Origin of the sequence: Pseudomonas sp. YuFO20 (assembly GCF_035064975.1) — a bacterium.
Taxonomy (GTDB): Bacteria; Pseudomonadota; Gammaproteobacteria; order Pseudomonadales; family Pseudomonadaceae; genus Aquipseudomonas; species Aquipseudomonas putida_AE.
The window spans coordinates 56310-75720 of the sequence record NZ_JAXDEO010000035.1 but is presented as its reverse complement, the minus strand read 5'-3'; the positions used below and the strand labels follow the sequence as shown (position 1 = coordinate 75720).

At 58.2% G+C, this 19411-nt stretch carries 10 protein-coding genes and 1 pseudogene; 10 read left to right on the top strand and 1 reads right to left on the bottom strand.

All coding sequences use genetic code 11. The features are described 5' to 3' along the window. Positions 1-116 precede the first annotated feature (116 nt). Positions 117-1274 carry an aminotransferase-like domain-containing protein gene (locus SOP85_RS19965; protein WP_323628003.1) on the bottom strand — a complete coding sequence of 386 codons (1158 nt, stop codon included), beginning with the start codon at positions 1272-1274 and terminating at the stop codon, positions 117-119. Between the two features lie 82 nt (positions 1275-1356). Here SOP85_RS19965 and SOP85_RS19960 point away from each other — a divergent pair, with 82 nt between their 5' ends. From SOP85_RS19960 to SOP85_RS19915, 10 genes and pseudogenes are all read left to right on the top strand, one after another. Next, entirely contained in the window at positions 1357-1803 is a 447-nt protein-coding gene (locus SOP85_RS19960) for a MarR family winged helix-turn-helix transcriptional regulator (protein ID WP_323628002.1), read from the top strand. A gap of 320 nt (positions 1804-2123) precedes the next feature. Continuing rightward, positions 2124-3473, top strand: a complete 1350-nt coding sequence (locus tag SOP85_RS19955; protein ID WP_095196825.1) for an NCS2 family permease — start codon at positions 2124-2126, stop codon at positions 3471-3473. A 71-nt stretch (positions 3474-3544) separates the two neighbouring features. Then, positions 3545-4174: a LysE family translocator gene (locus SOP85_RS19950; protein WP_323607538.1), complete on the top strand. Its 630-nt coding sequence runs from the start codon at positions 3545-3547 to the stop codon at positions 4172-4174. A gap of 64 nt (positions 4175-4238) precedes the next feature. Beyond that, a complete protein-coding gene (locus tag SOP85_RS19945) occupies positions 4239-5231 on the top strand; it encodes an AraC family transcriptional regulator (protein ID WP_323628000.1) in 993 nt (330 codons plus the stop codon). 165 nt (positions 5232-5396) lie between these two features. Then, positions 5397-6422 carry a histone deacetylase family protein gene (locus tag SOP85_RS19940; RefSeq protein WP_323627999.1) on the top strand — a complete coding sequence of 342 codons (1026 nt, stop codon included), beginning with the start codon at positions 5397-5399 and terminating at the stop codon, positions 6420-6422. Further along, positions 6419-7519 carry a polyamine ABC transporter substrate-binding protein gene (locus SOP85_RS19935; RefSeq protein ID WP_323627998.1) on the top strand — a complete coding sequence of 367 codons (1101 nt, stop codon included), beginning with the start codon at positions 6419-6421 and terminating at the stop codon, positions 7517-7519. Before SOP85_RS19940 ends, SOP85_RS19935 begins: the two co-directional genes overlap by 4 nt. A gap of 309 nt (positions 7520-7828) precedes the next feature. Then, a pseudogene (locus SOP85_RS19930) lies at positions 7829-8329 on the top strand (Hcp family type VI secretion system effector). After that, entirely contained in the window at positions 8322-8999 is a 678-nt protein-coding gene (locus SOP85_RS19925; protein ID WP_323627997.1) for a DUF4225 domain-containing protein, read from the top strand. Before SOP85_RS19930 ends, SOP85_RS19925 begins: the two are co-directional and overlap by 8 nt. 1305 nt (positions 9000-10304) lie before the next feature. Further along, on the top strand, positions 10305-14882 hold the full coding sequence (locus SOP85_RS19920; protein WP_323627996.1) for a dermonecrotic toxin domain-containing protein: 4578 nt from the start codon (positions 10305-10307) through the stop codon (positions 14880-14882). Next, positions 14879-19411: a dermonecrotic toxin domain-containing protein gene (locus tag SOP85_RS19915; protein ID WP_323627995.1), complete on the top strand. Its 4533-nt coding sequence runs from the start codon at positions 14879-14881 to the stop codon at positions 19409-19411. Before SOP85_RS19920 ends, SOP85_RS19915 begins: the two co-directional genes overlap by 4 nt.

Here is a 19411-nt window from a genome sequence, read left to right as displayed (position 1 = left end):
GAGACGCATAAAAAAATCCGATGCCAGTTCAGGCATCGGATTTTGATTTCTTGCGGCCAAAGGTCAAGCGAGATGGCTTAACTGATCGGCATTAGCCATTGAGCCGGTTTTTTTCTTCAGGCCGCCTGCGCCTGCCGCACCACCGCCGCCAATCGCTTTATCCCCTCCTCCAGCCGCACCGGATCAATGTGGCTGAAGTTGAGCCGCAGATGCCCGTGATGATTGTCCGGCTCAGGGAAGAACGGCTCACCCGGCATGAACGCCACGTCATTGGCCAGCGCCGCATTGAGCAACGTCCGGGTGTCCAGCGGTTGCTTGAGCGTCAGCCAGAAAAACAGCCCGCCCTGGGGCACGTTCCAATCCGCCAGATCGGCAAAATGCCTTTGCAGCGCCGCCTGGAATGCGTCGCGGCGCACCCGGTAAAATCCCCGCAATTCACTCAGGTGCTGCTGATAGGGCTCGCTGCCGAGCCATTGCAGCGCCTGCCACTGGCCGACCCGATTGGTGTGCAGGTCCGCCGATTGCTTGAGCTTCAACAGGTGCGGGAACAGGTCTGGACTGGCGATCAGATAGCCGACACGCAGGCCCGGCAGCAAGGTTTTCGACACGGTGCCGGTGTAGATCCAACTGGCTTTCTTCAGGCGACCGGCAATCGGTTGGGCGCTGCCGCCATCGAAGGTCAACTCACGGTAAGGCTCGTCTTCGATCAGGGTCACGCCAAACTCATCCAGCAAAGCCGCGACCGCCTCGCGCTTGGCTTCGCTGTAACGCACCGCCGATGGATTCTGGAACGTCGGGATCAGGTAGATGAACGCCGGGCGATGTGTTTCCAGGCGCGCGCGCAGTTGCGCCAGGTCCGGGCCATCGGCTTGCAGCGGCACGGTGAGGCAATGGGCTCCGAACAGCTGGAAGATCTGCAGCGCCGCCAGGTAGGTCGGTGCCTCGAGCAGAATCTCGGTGCCTTTGTCGATATACAGCTTGGCGGCCAGGTCGAGGGTTTGCTGGGAGCCACTGACCACCAAGACCTGATTCGCCTCGCATGGCACACCCAACGCGCGCGCCTGTGCCGCCAGGGCTTCGCGCAAGGCCGGTTCGCCTTCACTCATGCCGTATTGGCCCATGGACACCGGCATCTGGTCCCAGTCGACTTTCGGCAGCATGGCTTCGGCCGGCAAGCCTCCGGCGAACGACATCACCTGCGGACGCTGGGCGGCCGCGAGGATTTCACGGATCAAGGAACTTTTAAGGCGCGAGACACGTTCGGAAAAAGCCATGGAAGTCACCGGTAGCGAGGCCAGGGGAAAATAAGTCAAACTTGTTGACTGAAATTACGACAGCTCGAACGGATACGTCAACATGATTGACCTTAAAAGCCCGATTTCCCAACAGCAGGCCATGGAAGCGTTTTTCTTCGGTTACCAGGCCTTTACCGCCAAGGCCGATGAAATGCTCGAGCGGCGCGGCTTGAGTCGGGTGCATCAACGCATCGTGTTTTTCATTGCCCGTTACCCGAACCTGAGCGTCAAGGAGTTGCTGGCGTTGCTGGGCGTGAGCAAGCAGGCGTTGAACATGCCGTTGCGCCAACTCCTGGAAATGCATTTGGTGAACAGCGTGGCGTCCGAGACGGACAAGCGTAAGCGGCTGCTGGAATTGACCGCCGAGGGTGCGCGGTTTGAGCAGGCGCTGCGCCGCGAGCAGGTGAAATTGCTTGAGCGGGTGTTTGCCGAGGCTGGGGAGTCGGCGGTGAATGGGTGGTTGGCGGTGAATCTGGCGCTTGGGAAAAGCCACGGGCAAACCGACTGAATCATTCTGCCTGCTGATTTTGATGCTGGCTGATCCGGCCCCTTCGCGAGCAAGCCCGCTCCCACATTTGGAATGCGTTCGAATGTGGGAGCGGGCTTGCTCGCGAAGGCGCCGGGACAGGCGATATATCCCTATTGCCAAACTTTTCGTCGACAAAAACAAAAACATTATTTGCTTTATTTGTATACAAAAGCATAATCCACTTCGTGCGAGTTCCTGACCTATCGGTCAACAAATTCGCAAGTGCCTCAAAGGGCCGCTGCCACCCTCATGGGTCCGGCCCTGGAAATAACAATAAAACTCTTGAGGAGTACCTCGCTGTGGAAAGCCGCAAATCCGAAGCATCGACGCTGGATCTCTCGCCGCCTCTACGCAATGGCTGGCTGGAGCGCATCTTTAAACTCAGCTTGCATGGCACCACGGTGAAGACCGAGCTGATTGCCGGTCTGACAACCTTCATCACCATGGCCTACATCATCTTCGTCAACCCCAACATCATGGCCGACGCCGGGATCGACCATGGCGCGGCGTTCGTCGCCACCTGCATTGCCGCCGCCCTGGGCTGCCTGTTGATGGGCCTGTACGCCAACTGGCCGGTCGGCCTGGCGCCGGGCATGGGCCTGAACGCTTTCTTCACCTACACCGTGGTCGGCACCATGGGCTACAACTGGGAAACCGCGTTGGGGGCGGTGTTCGTCTCCGGTGTGCTGTTCATGATCCTGACCTTCTCGCGGATCCGCGAATGGCTGCTCAACAGCATCCCGGTCAGCTTGCGCTTCGCCATGGGCGCAGGCGTTGGCCTGTTTCTCGGGCTGATCGGCTTGAAAACCGCGGGCATCGTCGTCGATAGCCCGGCTACCTTGATCAAGCTCGGTTCCCTGCGCGAGCCTGGCCCGCTGCTCGCCGCCGTGTGCTTCCTGATGATCGCCATCCTCAGCTACCACAAGGTGTTCGGCGCGATCCTCATCAGCATCATCACCGTGACCCTGGCCGGTTGGGGCCTGGGCCTGGTGCACTACGAGGGCATCATGTCGGCCCCGCCGAGCCTGGCCCCGACCTGGATGGCCATGAACGTCGCCGGCGTGTTCAACGTCAGCATGATCAGCGTGGTGCTGGCCTTCCTCTTCGTGCACATGTTCGACACCGCCGGCACCTTGATGGGGGTGGCCCAGCGCGCCAACCTGGTGAACGCTGACGGCAAGATCGAAAACCTCTCGCGCGCCATGAAAGCCGACAGTGCTTCCAGTGTGTTTGGTGCGGTAGTGGGCGTTCCACCGGTCACCAGCTACGTGGAAAGTGCTGCTGGCGTCGCGGCAGGTGGTCGGACTGGTCTTACCGCCGTGACCGTAGGTGTGCTATTTATTGCAGCCATGTTCTTCGCTCCGCTGGCCGGGATGATCCCCGCCTACGCAACCGCCGGTGCGCTGATCTATGTGGCCATGCTGATGATGGGCGGCATGGCCCACATCGAATGGGACGAGGCGACCGACAGCATTCCGGCGATCGTCACGGCAATCATGATGCCCCTGACCTTCTCGGTCGCCGACGGCATCGCGCTGGGCTTCATCACCTATGTGGCGCTGAAGGCCGGCACCGGCAAGTACAAGGAAATTTCCGTCAGCCTGTGGGTGCTCTGCGCAATCTTCATTGCCAAGTTCATCTTCCTGTAAGCCTCGGCGGGACGCGCTTGAAACCAGCCTCACCCCGTCGGGTGAGGCTTTTGTGCAAATGGAGGAAAGTGATGAGTCTGGAAACCTGGCTGCTGTTCAGCGGCGCTGCGCTGGTGGTGATCCTGATCCCGGGGCCACTGTCTTTGCTGATGATCAGCAACAGTCTGAATTACGGCCTGGTCCGTTCCTACCCGGCGTTTCTCGGCGGCGTGATTGCCTCGATCTGCCTGTTGAGTGCTTCGGCACTGGGCCTGGGCGCCCTGCTGCTGGCATCGGAACAGTTGTTCAGCGCATTGAAAATCGTCGGCGCGTTGTACCTGTTCTACCTCGCCTGGCAGAGCTGGCAGCAATCGCGCCAACCGTCCCACGGCGCCGAAGTGCCTCAGGCGACAGCGATTCCACGCTTTCGCGCATTGTTCGGGCGAGCCTTCATGCTGGGCGCCAGCAATCCGAAGGACATCCTGTTCTTCGCCGCATTCCTGCCGCAGTTCCTCAGCGCCGAGCAACCCTTCCTGCCGCAACTGCTGGTGATGATCGCCACCTGGACCGTACTCGACCTGCTGTGCAAGCTGGCCTACGGCCTCGGTGCCCATGGCGCTGCGCGGTATTTGCGTAGCGGCAAGGGCCAGAGCTGGTTCAACCGGGTCAGTGCCGGACTGTTCGGCGGTGCCGGTGCAGCTTCGTTGTTGAGTAGCCATTAAGGCTCACTGACTCAAACCGGCACACAAGTTGCTCGGTTCCCGCACCCCCACGCTGGAACCGAGCATGCTCCACTCCCATCTGACCACCCTCAACGCCGTCTCCCTGGTGCTCAACGCCTTCAAGGCCGAAGGCCTGTCCAGCGAAGCCTTGTTGGCCGGCAGCGGCATCAGCGCCGCGGACCTTAGCCGGGCGGACACCCGTATTACCACCAACCAGGAAATGCAGGTCTGCGCCAACGCCGTCGCGCTCAAGCACGATATCGGCCTGGAACTGGGCCAGCGGATGCACGTTTCGTCCTACGGCATACTGGGCTATGCCCTGCTCACCAGTGCCACCTTCGGTGACGCGTTACGCCTGGCGATGCGTTATCCGGCGCTGTTGGGAACACTTTTCGAGCTGAGCCTGGAAGAGGACGACGAACGCGTCTGGTTCGTCGCCGCCGATTACCGGGAGAATCCGGCGCTGGCGGTGTTCAACGCCGAGTTCTGCCTGGTGTCGCTGAAAGTCATTTGCGACGACCTGCTCGGGCATGTCCTGCCGCTGCTCGCCGCGCGCTTCGAACATGCCGCGCCCGACTATGAGGCGAGCTACGCCGAACACTTCGACTGCCCGCTGCACTTCGGGGCACGCAACAATGCCTTTGCCTTCGACAAGCGCTGGCTCGATCAACCCCTGCCGCTGGCGGATGTCATCACCCACCAGGCCATGGCCGAACGCTGCCGCAAGCAGAACACCGAGTTCACCGGACGCCAGGCATGGTTGGGGCGGATTCGCCAGTTGCTCAGCGCGCAGTTGAATCCCGCGCCTGGCCTTGAAGGGTTGGCCGAGCAGATGAATTGTTCAGCGCGCACCTTGCGTCGGCATCTCAAGGATCTGGGGTGCAGTTATCAGGAATTGCTGGATGAGTTGAGATTCGAGCAGGCCAAGCAGATGTTGTGTGAGGACCAGATGCCGATCTATCGGATTGCCGAAGCGTTGGGTTTCAGCGAGACCGCGAGTTTCCGCCATGCGTTTGTGCGCTGGAGTGGGGTCGCGCCCAGTCAGTTTCGGCCTTGAAGATCAAAAGATCGCAGCCTTCGGCAGCTCCTACAGGTACAAGGGGCGAATTTCGGTCAATCATTTTGGCCATATTAATCCCCTTTTGGCCTTTCCTGCCGTTCTCCGAAACGCTCGACGCCGCAAGACTGTATGCAACCGAAACAGCCTGCGGAGAACAACAAAATGCTGACGATCTACTCGGACGATCACCACCTGCACCACGGCCGCTGTGAACTGATCGACGGGCAACTCAAGCCCTGCTTCGAGATGCCTTCCCGTGCCGACCACGTGTTGCAACGGGTGCAAAAGCAGAATCTGGGCCCCGTGGAAGCGCCCGGGGATTTCGGCCTCGGCCCGATCGAACGTATCCACAGCCGCGACTACCTCGACTTTTTCAAAGGCGCCTGGGCGCGCTGGACCGAGTTCAACACCGACGGTGACCTGCTGCCCTACACCTGGCCGGCCCGCACCTTGCGCAGCATCAAACCCACCAGCCTGCACGGTCAGCTCGGCTACTACAGTTTCGACGGCGGCGCGCCGATCACCGCCGGCACCTGGCAAGCGGCGTACAGCGCGGCGCAAGTCGCACTCACCGCACAGGCAGAGATCCAGCGCGGCGCCCGCGGGGCTTTCGCCCTGTGCCGTCCACCGGGGCACCACGCCGCCAGCGACTTGATGGGCGGTTATTGCTACCTCAACAACGCCGCCATCGCCGCCCAGGCCTTCCTCGACCAGGGCCACAAGAAAGTCGCGATCCTCGACGTCGACTACCACCACGGCAACGGCACCCAGTCGATTTTCTACGAGCGCAGCGACGTGCTGTTCACCTCGATCCACGGCCATCCGGAAGCCGAGTTTCCGTTCTTCCTTGGCTATGAAGACGAGCGCGGCGAAGGCGCCGGGGAAGGCTTCAACTTCAATTACCCATTGCCCGCCGGCAGCGGCTGGGATGCCTGGAGCGCTGCCCTGGAGCAAGCCTGCAACGAGATCGAAAGCTATGGCGCCGACATCGTCGTCGTATCCCTGGGCGTGGATACGTTCAAGCACGACCCGATCTCCCAATTCAAGCTCGACAGCCCTGATTATCTGGCCATGGGCAAGCGCATCGCCGCCCTCGGCAAACCGACGCTGTTTGTCATGGAAGGCGGTTACGCGGTGGAAGAAATCGGCATCAACGCGGTGAACGTGCTGGAAGGTTTTGAACAATGAGAAAGCTCAAGCAGGTCATTGCTCCGGCCCTGTGCGCGGCGCTGCTCAGTACTGGCGCTCACGCCGAAGAACGAACGCTGCGCGTCTACAACTGGTTCGACTACATCACCCCCAAGGCCCTGGAGGATTTCAAGGCGCAGAACCCCCAGGTCAAACTGGTCTATGACATCTTCGACACCAACGAGGCGCTGGAAGCCAAGCTGCTGACCGGCAACTCCGGCTACGACGTGGTGGTGCCGTCCAACGTGTTCCTGGCCAAGCAGATCGAAGCCGGCGTGTTCCAGCCGCTGGATCGCAGCAAGCTGGCGAACTGGAACCACCTCGATCCCAAGCTGATGAAGCTGATCGAGGCCAACGACCCGGGCAACAAGTTCGCCGTGCCCTACATGTACGGCACCATCCTGATCGGCTTCAACCCCGAGAAGGTCAAGGCCGCACTGGGGGCCGACGCACCGGTGGACAGCTGGGACCTGATCTTCAAGGAAGAAAACATCAGCAAGCTCAAGCAGTGCGGCGTCGCCCTGCTCGACTCGCCCTCGGAGATCCTGCCCCTGGCCCTGCAACACCTGGGCCTTGACCCCAACAGCAAAAAGCCCGCGGACTACGACAAGGCTGAAGCGCTGCTGATGAAGATCCGTCCGTACGTCACCTACTTCCACTCCTCAAAGTACATGGCCGACATCGCCAACGGCGACATCTGCGTCGCGGTCGGTTACTCCGGCAGCTTCTCCCAGGCCGCCAACCGCGCCAAGGAAGCCAAGAACGGTGTGGTCGTCGACATGCGCCTGCCCAAGGAAGGCGCGCCGATCTGGTTCGACATGCTCGCCATCCCCAAAGGCGCGAAGAACCCGGAGGACGCCTACACCTTCATCAACTACCTGCTGCAACCCCAGGTGATCGCGCCGGTCAGCGACTTCGTGGGTTATCCGAACCCGAACAAGGACGCCACGGAACTTGTGGACCCGGCGATCCGCAACAACCCCAACCTGTACCCGACCGAAACGGCGATGGGCACGCTCTACACCCTGCAACCCTTGCCACGGGATGCCGAACGCGCACGCACCCGGGCCTGGACCAAGATCAAATCCGGGACCTGAACGCTTCTCCTAAAATCCGATGCCAGACCTCTGGCATCGGATTTTTTATGCCTGTCCAACAGGACCTGCTCGACCGCGGCAGCCGCTCAAGTGAAAAGCAATACGACGATCAATCATTTTTTGTTCTTGCCGCACTAACTTCCTTCTCTTGTTGATTCGTTATCCTACAAACACCGTCGCACTTGCCTACAGCTATTTCGGAATCTTCAGAAAAACTGCTTGGAGAACTAAAAAATCAGAAACGGCCTACATTGGAGCTCACGATTTTTCTATAGCCTGTCGCTCCAAATACGTTAAGGAGCGACGCTAATGGCGAGTCACAGTTACATGAGTATCACCGGCAAGCGTCAAGGGATGATTTCTGCCGGCTGCTCAGGCCAAAGCTCTATCGGTAACAAGTGTCAGTTCGGCCATCAGGACGAAATCATGGTACTGGCCTATTCGCACGATATGGTTGCAGGTTATGACGGAAGCATATCCGGTGGTCGCGGCAAACACATGCCTGTGATGATCACCAAAGCCATCGACTAATCATCACCACTGCTGGCGAGCGCATTGCATGAAGGTGAAGAACTGGATTGCATCATCAATTTATACCGAACCGCCTCGACTGGAGGGCAAGAGCGCTTTTATTCGATACGCCTCTCAGGTGCGCGTATTGCGCATATCAGCCAGCAAGTCCCCCATGCCATTCGCATGAATGATGCAGAGCCGCACGAGTTGGTATCTATTCGATACAGGGATATTGCCTGGGCGCACGTTCCTGGCGCAACAAGTGCCTATAGCGCGTGGATGAATGAAGATGAATGAGGCTTCTTGCGATATTCATGACGTAACCAGAGCGGCTTCTGATTTGGTTGCAGTTGGAAGCAGCGTAGGCATGGCCCATATTCCCGATGGTTTTGCTCGGCTTCGATTTGGGTCGATTGTCTCTGCCTATGTCGATGAAATTATTCAGGCGGTTGATGAGGGAGTTATTAGCGCGTGGCAAGCGGTGCAGGAAATAAGCGCCGAATACGAAGAGCTTTCATCAAAGGCGCGTTTCTATCTGCAAAATGGTGTTGGGGTTGTGGGTGGCGTGATGCAGATCAGGACGGGGGCTTTGATCATTGGCGGTTCAGGAGGGCTAGCTTCCGTTCCGGCTGGACTGATGGTCGGACATGGTGCGAACAATATATATGAAGGATTAGGGAATATTTATAATGGCCCGGGCGCGCCAAGCGTTCTTGGGCCAGTTAGGCACCTTTACCAAGCGGTATGGGAAGATGAGACACGTGGGGATATCGCGTATTACTCTTTGGACTTGGTTTTATCTAGTTATGGTGTATTTAGGCAGGTGCAGAAGCCTGATGCATTCGAATTATTTAGACATGACCCAGTTAATTATGAGATGGCATTTCAGCAGACGGGAAAACTGGCGTTGGCTTTTGAAGCGCTGGTTGATTTTTTCACATTGAACGCGATAGTTGAAAAAAGGTAGTTCTCCTTGGGATGAATAGGTTTTGACGCCTTAGGTTTTTTACGTCTTACCGCGCATTCTAGGCATGTAAAACCAAAGTCCAAAACAAACAAAAATTACGTATACGGTTAAATATACGGCATCTAGATATTTGTCACTAACGCGGACAAAGTTTGTTACCCCCCAAACAGTAAGGGCCGCAGGTAATCCAGAACTACCTAAAACCAAGCAGGTTACCGCCACGTGATATCGAATATTTTCAAGGTTCATTGGCTTGCCTGATCCATTGATACGGAAACCTTAAATTAGTTTACCGCGAGAAAGACAACTTCTACCGTGTAAAAATGCACCCTTAAAAAAAGCCTGTTGATTTCGATCTGGCGTGCCGGACTGGAAAGTTAGCCTTGCCTTTGGAATTGTTAGTCGATTTTTTGACGACAAATACGATGATCCAGGAGAGTAGGCGAAAATAGATGATGTGATGGGTATAACCCCTAAAGTATGCCACGCATTCTAGAGGGGTAGAATCGCAAACCACAAAAGACAACCATCATATATGCTGCGAGGTATGCGACCTTTGGGTGCTCTTCATCTATACGGACTACTTTGGTTATGCAAGCCGGCAATCCAGAGCAACCTACAACCAGTAAGGTCACCGCAATATGATATCGAATATTTTCAAGATTCATTGCTTGCCCTTTTCGGATCTTTCGCCCAGCGCGCTCCTCATGTTAGTATCGCCATACAAACAAAACATCTTCCATCTTGTAGATTCGATAACACTTTAGGGCGAGTTAGACAATGAAAAGATGTCAAGTTCACATCATGTAAGCCCTCGCATTCTCGGAATGTAAAAACGCAGACCAAAAATAACGAGCACCACATATGTTACGATATATGTGGCATCTAAATACTCCTCACTTATATGGATGACTTTTCTTAAACAAAATACAATGATCCCACTCGGCAATCCCGAGCACCCTAAAACCATCAAGGTAACTGCGATATGATATCGAATATTTTCAAGATTCATTGCTTGCTCGTCCGGACTTTTCGCCACACCTGGCCCTTAGGTTAGTATCGCAACGCAAAATAAAGCAACTTCCATTTTGTAAATCCGATAACGCTGTAGGAAAAGTCCGACCAAGTTCTTCCAGATCTCATCTCCCCAAGTAATTAGCTGTTATTCAAAACGTCATTCCGCCGTGCCGCGGGTCTTTTTTCGCTCGCGATACATATCTACCACCCTGAGCCACCGCCAGCCCTCTACCTTGCCCGAAAACCGCGTTGCCCCCCGCAGCGCTCCACCGGACACAGGAAACGGCCATGCCCGACTCGCCCGCCATAAACCCCGACGACGTACTGACCCAACTGGTGGCAGGTCCTTCGATCAGGGAAGTCGCTGCAAAATCACTACGTACCGCCCTCGACATCCACTATCCCAACCTGCACATCGACCCAAATGTGACGTTGGTGGTGACACCTGTCTGGATCATGACCGACGCTCAGGTCGTTCCAGGTAACAACCACTTTGAAATCCTGACCGAGGTGCTGGTACGACTGGGCCTGTCGGGCAAATCGGTAACCTACCTCGACGGCGAACATTTCCTCACGCGGCAACCGGGAGTCGAGCCGCCGACTCACCTTCCGGTCAAGATCAACGCCATCGGATGCCTGCTCAACACATTGGCCAAGTTATTGTTCGTTGCCTATCAGGAGCAACAACTCGATTACTGGAACCGGCCCATCGCGGACTCGACGCCGCGCTGGCATCAGTTGCGCGACGCGTTACACAAGCTCTGGAACGTCGACAAGGTGACGGACTGGGACGAGGACCTGCGAGAAATGGCCCTGTCCCTTTTCCAGTACCCGGACAAGCACGAACGAGCAGCTCACGACCGCTACCAGACCAAGGCCTGCCTGATCGATATCGATAGCCTCGATACCGCCACGAGCAAACACTCGTGGGTCCTGGAAATGGCGGTGCTGGTGGGCACACTGGAGGATCGCACCCTTGTCGTGACCCATTCGATCGCCGAAGGCTTCAAGCGCTACGATTCGCTGGCGTTATTGGGCGAAATGCTGTCCGGGCGCATGGTCACGTCCAGACATGACCGCACGCTGCAATGGCGCCTGTACGAGCCCGCAGGGATGTTTTTCGAGTATCAGGCTTGGGCGCTGATTGCCCTTGAGATCGACGCCATCGGTGCATTCGGTAACTCCACCTGGGCCCCCACCCTTGATCCGCAGGTGGCCGCATCGGCGAATAATTTCTCGCAACTTCACCCACCCTCGACGTCGCGCTACAGCCAGATCCAGCACCTGTTGCCGGACTGGCTGGCAAACGCGTCGCCCACCGATCTGACCCGCTACAGCCGACACTTGATGGACCTGGCGCTGCTGCGTGAACAGCACCACGGCCAGACCTTTGATGAAGGCATTGCCGCGCTGCCTGATTTTGCCTTGCAGGCTTTGACCGATCAGATGATCAAAGACCAGAAGATCAAGGATCAGGCAGCCGCGACCTCACTGAAACTGGCGGACATCGAAGTCAGCATTACCAGCCTGGTTGTGCTCGGCGCGGTCATCGTGCCCGGCCAGACACAGACCCTGAAAATGTCGCTCGCCGACTTTGCATTGCAAAACCTCGCCGGCCTGCCGCTGGGGGACAAAACCGTGCAATACAACGACGGTGAGGCCGCGCCTGCGTGGCTGACGCCGGCCTGCCTGGAAGAACTGGTCAGCACCGTCAACATCGGCAAAACCTACCCAGAGCTGATCAAGAACAAGTTGCTGGTCGATCCCGGGGAAAGCCTGCGTCGACAACGCCTCTATACCAGCCAACTGCACCTGCAACTGCCGCTGTTGGCGCTGCAACTGAAGATCCGTGGCGGGGCCAGCGGCATCGACGAACAGGGCTATCGGTACGTGGTCGCCGCCTTGCAGGAAAAGGCTGCCGATCGCTACGTCGACGGGCAGGAAATTGCCATTCGTCCGTTGGCGTTCATTCCAGGGGGACGCAGCGACAACAAGGCCGACGAAGTGGTCAACATGTTCCTGATCGGGCCGAAACTGGCCGACAAGGGGCCATGCCTGCTGTACCGACCGCTGCTCGATCATTCGCTGACGCAGTATTCCAGCGAGGCGAATCTGCTGTACGCGATCAAACACGACAAGGCGCTACGCCAGTCGGTCCTGGCCTGGCTGCCGCAAGACCTGTACTTCAACTATTCCCAGTATGTCTTCCCCGGAGAGCTGCCCTCGGTATGGACGCTCTCGCAGTGGTTGGTCGACCCCACCTCGACATTGGGCATGATGGGGGCTGTCACCTTCAGTCCTGCGCCACTCCCTGAGCCGCCGCTGCAAGCGGTGTTCAACGCCAACGCCAATGCACTGGTCACCCTGGCGGACAGGCAATCGGTGTCCAATGGAGAACGGCGTTGGGCGACGTTTAAACAGGGCGCATGGATGCTGTTCAATGTTGCCCTGCCCTTCCTCGGTCGCACCGCCGGGACGGCCGCCTGGATCTGGCAAATCATGGATGACCTGCATGAAGCCAATGAAGCCCGCGAAGTCGGCGACAGTGATCAACAATGGGCCGCGCTGACCGATCTGTTCCTGTCACTGGGCATGGTGCTTGCCCATCACGCGGCAAGTCGCGACAAACCTGCGCCGCAGACCGTCGAGAAGGTTTCGATACCGGCTTCCAGACCCCTGCCACCGGCAAAAATCACCCTGAATCACGCGGCCGATGTCGCCGCCGAGCAGTTGCCTGCCAACCATGAAACGTCGGTCTACACCCAAGGCTTGTTGCCAAGCGTGCCGCTGGGGGTCTTGCTGGACAGCCTGGCGATTGCCAAGCCTGCGGCATTGAAAGACACACCTGCCGTGTCCGGTCCTCATCGCTTCCTGATCCCGCTCGAGCAGAAATGGTATGCCCGAATCAATCAGCGCTGGTTTGAAGTGATGCTCAATGACAACGGTGATGTGCAGATCATCGATTCAAGACAAACCCCGGCCAGGACGGGGCCCCTGTTGATTCACTCGGAAAAGGGCGAATGGTTCGTCGACACACGCCTGCGGCTGCGCGGCGGCGGTAGGGCCCGAAGGGAAATCGAACGCAAGAACCAACAGCACAGGGAAGATTTGAGGAAACAACTGACCACGTTCGATGCCCGCAAGCTTGAACTGCAAAATGAACTCGAGGCCGCGGAAAAGGCCGCCACCGATGCAAATCGCCAGCCCCTGCTCGACCTGCTGGACTCACAGCTGGCGGCCTACGGCGCCTACATCGACCAAGTGAAGAATTTCAACGCCATTGAGCCCATCGTCAATTATCGCCCGGTCACGGTCAGTTGCCTGGACTATCAGCTGTTACTGACGGAGAAATGGTTTACCCGGCAAAACCTGGCGTTCGGAGAAAGCATGCGCAGGTCCCTTGCCTTGCTGGACAATGAGACCCTCGAAGGCACCCAGACTCCCCGCCAGGTCCATCAGCTCACCAGCGACATGACCCAAGGCTACATTGAGAAGATCGAGTTCGCCCACGCCCGCATCGAGGATCTGATGCGCCTGGGCAAAGAGGCGGCGCAAGCCGCCCGCCAATGCAAGACACAACTGCCGAAGTTCGACCTGCAGGATCTGAAGCTGTTCCAGATCAGCCTGGCGCAGGAGTTATGCCTCGACGACAGCGCCACGGTCGACACCGCGCCAGCCAGCCAGGCCATGCAGCGACTCGTCGAAGATGCCGGCCTTACCATCCAGTCGTCCATCGACCTGGCGGCCCAGGACCATGAGCTTGGCCTGGAGGAACGCATCGACGGCTTCAATGATCTGGTGGAGCAATACGCAACCCTGGACCAACGAATCGTCGATCTGCCCGACGAGTATTCGGGGCAATTGCTACAGCCCCCGCTGGAGCGGATGCGCCAGCAAATCGAAGAATTCAAAAAGCGCAGCGAGAGACACCTGGCGAGCCTGCTCAATGAGCGCAGGATGCTGGAACCGACGCCCGGCCCCTCACGCCCGGCGCCTGCGCCCAGGCGCGTGATCAAGACCCGATACAAGGGAACGGTCGTCGGCAAGCTGCGCGAGCGTACCAGCGCTGATGGCACCGAGCTGCTCGATGTGACCTCGACACTGAGCGGCAAGGTCGTGACCTTTCACGAGAAAACGCCCGGTGTCTGGCTCGAACATGTGTCGAGCTCACGCGCGCCTGAGGCCACCGGTCCGGTTGATCTGAAGACCAGTACCCAGACGGGACAAGCCTTACTCGACGAGCTGGACGAATTTACCCGCAGAACCGAGGCCCACGCCAAACGGCCGGGGCGTATCCCCGTGGAAATCGAGGACCTTTTCCAACAAAGGGCCCGCCGGATGGAGGACGCCGCGACCGCCATCGAAAAGGCCCTGACCAAGCTGAACATTACTGACGGCGGTCCGGGCTCCGCTGTGAGCATGGCCAAACAGCTTAATGAGGGCGCGGTCAGCCTTGATCAAAAGGGTCTCCAGACTCGAATCAGCATGACCAAGCAACAACCTCCCACCGTCGCTCGCGTCGAATGGCTGCACAGCCAAGGGTTGGTCGTCATCGTCAAGACTGCGGGGCGCAAGCGGCTCAAAGGGCACCGCAAGGACTATCTCGAGGAGTATGAAGTTCGTGACGCCAGCTCCGCCAAAGTGCTTTGGTACGCCCACTTTCACTACCCGACGCCCTCCGCCGCTGCCGACGCCTACAGTGCGGCGCACTTGAAAACCGAAGCGCAACGCACACTGGGCGGCGCGTTTGATCTGCGAACGGTCAGCAACAACGAGTTGATCGCGATCTACCGCAGCGAGATCAGTCCACAACTGGCTCGATCATTGTTCTTGCCGAAAGCGAAAACCGGGGGCACGACATCATGACCAGTACCCCGACACCGATCGCCCCAAAAGACTCGACACCCCTTCTCGAAAAAAGTGATCTGGTCAGCCAGACCAGCCACAGTCCGCTGCCGAGTGAAGTCGCTTCGGACCTGCTGCGCGAGAAATTGGCAACGCGCTACCCGGCACTGAACATCGCCCCTGACAAAACCCTCGTCGCCACCCCGCAATGGCGGGTGGTGGATGATCACGTCGAGATGGAGTCGGTCGAATTCCTTTCGCTCACCCACACACTTGTCCTGCAGAGCCTGTATGGCACAACCGCCAACTATCTCGAAGGCGAACATTTCCTGACCCTGGAATCCGACGCCAACGACCCGGTTCATCTCGCCGTCAGCATCGAAGACATTGCCCAGATACTCAACGACTCGGTGCCACAGTTGTTCGTCGAACTGCAGAAGCGCCAGCTCGATTACTGGAACCAGACAGGCCAGAAAATCCCTCGCTGGCAGGAGTTGTCCGATTCACTGCGCAAGGCATTGAATGTGCAAACGGTAATAGGCTGGGACGTCGACGAGTGCACGATGGCGCGCGAAGTGTTCGAAGCCCCGGACAAGGCCGCACGAAAGAATTCGAACAGCGGCCTATCGGCCATTCAGGCGTGCCTGATCGATATCGACATCGTTAAAAACACGGTTGCCAGCCACCTCGTGATCGGCGGGGCCCTGGTGCTCAAGGCCACCTGCCGCGAACGCGAGTTGCTGGTGATGTACACGATCGAGCGCGGTTATGAGTCGTTCAGCTCAATGGAACAATTGGGCAATTCACTGCCCGCCCGCCTCGAGGAATCGCTCGAAGGGCGCACCTTGACATGGCGGCTTTTCGAGCCTGACGGCAACGTTTTTGACCATATGGCCTGGGCCCTGGTCTCGTCACAGCTTGATGCCATCGCCATCATTGGTTCCCTTGAAAATCCGGTCGAAGATGATACCGAACTCGAAAGCGGGCTCGACGAAACCGAACACGCGCGGCTCATGCAACTGCACGCGGCGATTCCCGACTGGCTGCGCAACGCATCGCCCAAGGACATTCAAGACTACAGCCGCTACATCACCGCACTGGGCAAGCTCTATCGACAGCCTGAGCACAAGGCAGCCAGAAACGAAATACCTTCCATCATCGACTTTGCCCAGCGCCTGATGGCTGAAGCGATCATCGCCGATACCCGCGCAGTCGATGCCGCGACGCTGCCGCTCAATGAACTGCGGATCAACATCACCAACAGCTTTACCTCTGGCAACTTCACACTGCCCAACCCCCTCGACCACCGCACCGAGACGCTCGCCGAGTTTGCCATGGAAAACCAGGCGCCCTACATGGCAACCGTATCGTTCCTGCACGGTCAGTCGGTTCCGCCATGGCTCACACCAGCGTTCCTCACCACCCTGGCTGCACAAGTCAATATCGGCGAGGCGTACCCGGCGCTGATCAAACGCAAGCTGATCGACGAGCCCGTGGAATCCCGACGCCAGGAAAACTTCTACTGCGACCAGTTGCGCTTGCTGTTGCCGCTGCTGGCGCTCGAAGGCAAGGTCAAACAGGAGGCGGGCATTGATGAGCTCGGCTACCGATTCATCTGCGAGTTGCTCGACAGCGATACCGAAAAGGCCCATTCCATCGCCATCTACCCGCTCAAGCTGACGCCGCAACATCGCCTGATCAGCAGCAGTGACAGCGTTGAGAACATGTTCCTCATCAGCCCTCGAAATGCAGAAAGCGGGCCTTGCCTGCTGTATCGCCCGATGCAGGACCTGCCCCTGTTGCAGTTTCCTTCCAGGCAAAACCTGCTGTATGCATTGCATCAACCCGGCGAGCTGAGGGACTCCGTGCTGGCATGGCTGCCGGACAACACCCTCAGTTATGAGTATGACCAATATGTACTCCCCACCGGCCTGCCATCGCCGTGGATCGTGGCCGAACAGTTGGTCAACCCGTTCAAGCAGGCGCAAGGGTTCGGGCAAGTAACGTCCGCGAATGACGAAATAACCGGGAATGTCCTGTCGGCACTGTTCAAAAGCAACGCCCGGGCCTTGGTCGACCTGGCTGACCGCCAGTCACAATCGAATGCCGAACGCCGCTGGACCCTGCTCAAGGAAAGCAGCTGGGCATTGTTCGCCGTCACCTCGAACTTTCTCACCGGCGCTGTCGGGACGGCCGTATGGGTATGGCAGACCATCAATGAAATCCAGCAGGCCATCGACGCCAGTAATCGAGGCGACACGTTCATTGAATGGACTTCGCTGTCGGACCTTCTGCTGATCACCGGCATTGTCCTCAGCCATCATGCCGCGATGCGTCGCAATACTCTATCAGGCAAGCCTCGACTGGCGCGGCCGTCGTTAGAGAAACCAACACTGCCTGGGGGCGAGCCTGTCACCGTCCAGTTCGACCCGGCCCCACTGGTCGCAGAACTTGCACCCGGGCACCGCTCCTCGCTTGAGGTGGCCGGCTCGGTGCCACGTCGTACACCGGCGGCGCTGGGTACTTACCTGGACACGTTCAAGGTCGCAGCCATTGATATCACCGACAGGAACGTGACAAAGGTCAACGAAAAACCTCCTCACCTCTATCAACACAATGACAGGAACTTTGCCCAGGTCGGCGAGCGCTGGTTCCAGGTCATGGTAAGCGGCGAGGACCCTCCTCACATCGTTGACCCTGACGAGACAAATCGCAGCGGTCCCCTGCTCACGCATAATGCCAAGGGTGAGTGGTTCATCGACCTGCGCTTGCGCCTGCGTGGTGGCGGCGGCAATGCCTTCAGCAAACCCCTGGTCGCTGCCAATGAGATGCGCTTCAAGGAACTGGAAGAGTCCCTGACCTCATTCAGCGATCAACAGAAAGTGCTGGAAGATGAGCTTTCCACATTGCAAACCGACATGCAGAAGTCAACCCAGGAGCATTTCGAGAGCCTGAGCAAGGCGTATGCGCAAAAACTGGAAGTCACCATTACGGCGTATCGGCAGGCGCTGGAAAAACTCCGCGAATGGCGCACCCTCGGCGGTAGCAAAAACTACGTCCATGAATTGCTGCGTATCAGCACCTCGCTGCAGAAGAACCTGTCGTTGTGGTTCGTCATCAAGAGAACCGAATATGCCCAGGCGACAAGGATGATGACCGACACCGGCCAGACAGAACCGATGCCCCTGAAAACCTATGTGGCCAACATTCAAGTGGCGACTGACCTGAGCCAGGAAATGGTCGAAAAACTCGAGCTTTCGCACTCGACGATCGAGGGTCTGCGCGCGGCAGGAAGGTCCGGCATCGAGAGAGCGAACGAAATAAAAAAGCTCGCGCCATCGTTCAACGTGCTGGATCTGAAAACCAACGAGATTGGCATGGCCCAGGAACTGTGTCTTGAAGACAAGGCCAGCCCCCTGATGCCCCAGGCACGGGATGCTGTGGGTAAAATCATCGTGAGTGCCGCCAAGGCCGCCATTCAAGTGGCTGACATGGCAGCGGCTGGCGACAACCTGCGCCCTCTGCAGTCTCGCATTGAAGCGCTGGACAGCCTGATTGAAACCTTCGCCGATGCCGACCAGCGCCTACAGGAGTTGCCGGACGCCTACCCCGACCTGCTCAAGCCAGCCCGACTTCTGCACCTGCGTGGACTGATCGGCGAGTTCGCGCAATTGGTCCAAAACCGACTCCAGGCGTTGCTGCCGCAGCCCCCAAAGCCGCTACAAAAAGCCACGACGAGCAGTCGCCAGGCGTCTCACCATCAACCGGCAAAAGTCCGAAAAACCCGGCCGAAGGCCCCGGCCAAGAGCGAACCCGGCACTACCGCGCAGGCTCCCCTCACGCCCATCGCGCCCATGATCCGCCAACAACCGGCTTCGACACTCAGCGACGAGGAGCTCATCGCCGCCGCCATGGACCTGAACCTGGATACGTCCAGATTCATCGAGCGCACCGCCAAGGACGCGTTGCGCCCAAGGCGTATACCCGCTGACATACAGGATCTGTTCGATCAACAGGCGCTCAAACTGGAGCAAGGCGCCGACAGCGTAGATCAGGCCGTGCTGCGGAGTAAAAAACGGGACGGCGAACCGCTGCCGGTCGCGACCCTGAGCCTCGAGATGCGTGCAGCCGCGCGTCAAATGCGTGAAGAAGGCATCAGCGTTCGAGCGAAGTTATACAAGCTGCGCAAACCGACTCAAACGGCTTTCAAATGGATGCACGAACACCAGCAGGTCGACGTCGCCGCCGACCCACGAGGGCGAATCCAGACCACAGGGATGGGCGACTTCTTTCAGGAGTACCGGATACTCGACAAGGCCAACGGCAAGGCGATCTGGGTGGCGCATTTTCATTATGAAAGCTTGGTCAGCCCCGCCGACCAGCCAACGGCAGCCCACCTGAAAATCGCCGATGACTATCTCAAAACCCTCTCCCCCGACCAGCAAACGGCATTGAACGCCTTCGAGCCCATCGATGGCGTCCTGCGCAAGCTCGTCGACCCCGAGCTGCGCAAGCTCTTCTGGGACATGGAACCGAAGGCCAAAACCTGA

Coding starts and splice junctions, on each gene's coding strand:
- SOP85_RS19920 (WP_323627996.1), top strand. CDS start 10,305: ATGCCCGACTCGCCCGCCATAAACCCCGACGACGTACTGACCCAACTG.
- SOP85_RS19915 (WP_323627995.1), top strand. CDS start 14,879: ATGACCAGTACCCCGACACCGATCGCCCCAAAAGACTCGACACCCCTT.
- SOP85_RS19940 (WP_323627999.1), top strand. CDS start 5,397: ATGCTGACGATCTACTCGGACGATCACCACCTGCACCACGGCCGCTGT.
- SOP85_RS19945 (WP_323628000.1), top strand. CDS start 4,239: ATGCTCCACTCCCATCTGACCACCCTCAACGCCGTCTCCCTGGTGCTC.
- SOP85_RS19960 (WP_323628002.1), top strand. CDS start 1,357: ATGATTGACCTTAAAAGCCCGATTTCCCAACAGCAGGCCATGGAAGCG.
- SOP85_RS19925 (WP_323627997.1), top strand. CDS start 8,322: ATGAATGAGGCTTCTTGCGATATTCATGACGTAACCAGAGCGGCTTCT.
- SOP85_RS19935 (WP_323627998.1), top strand. CDS start 6,419: ATGAGAAAGCTCAAGCAGGTCATTGCTCCGGCCCTGTGCGCGGCGCTG.
- SOP85_RS19950 (WP_323607538.1), top strand. CDS start 3,545: ATGAGTCTGGAAACCTGGCTGCTGTTCAGCGGCGCTGCGCTGGTGGTG.
- SOP85_RS19965 (WP_323628003.1), bottom strand. CDS start 1,274: ATGGCTTTTTCCGAACGTGTCTCGCGCCTTAAAAGTTCCTTGATCCGT.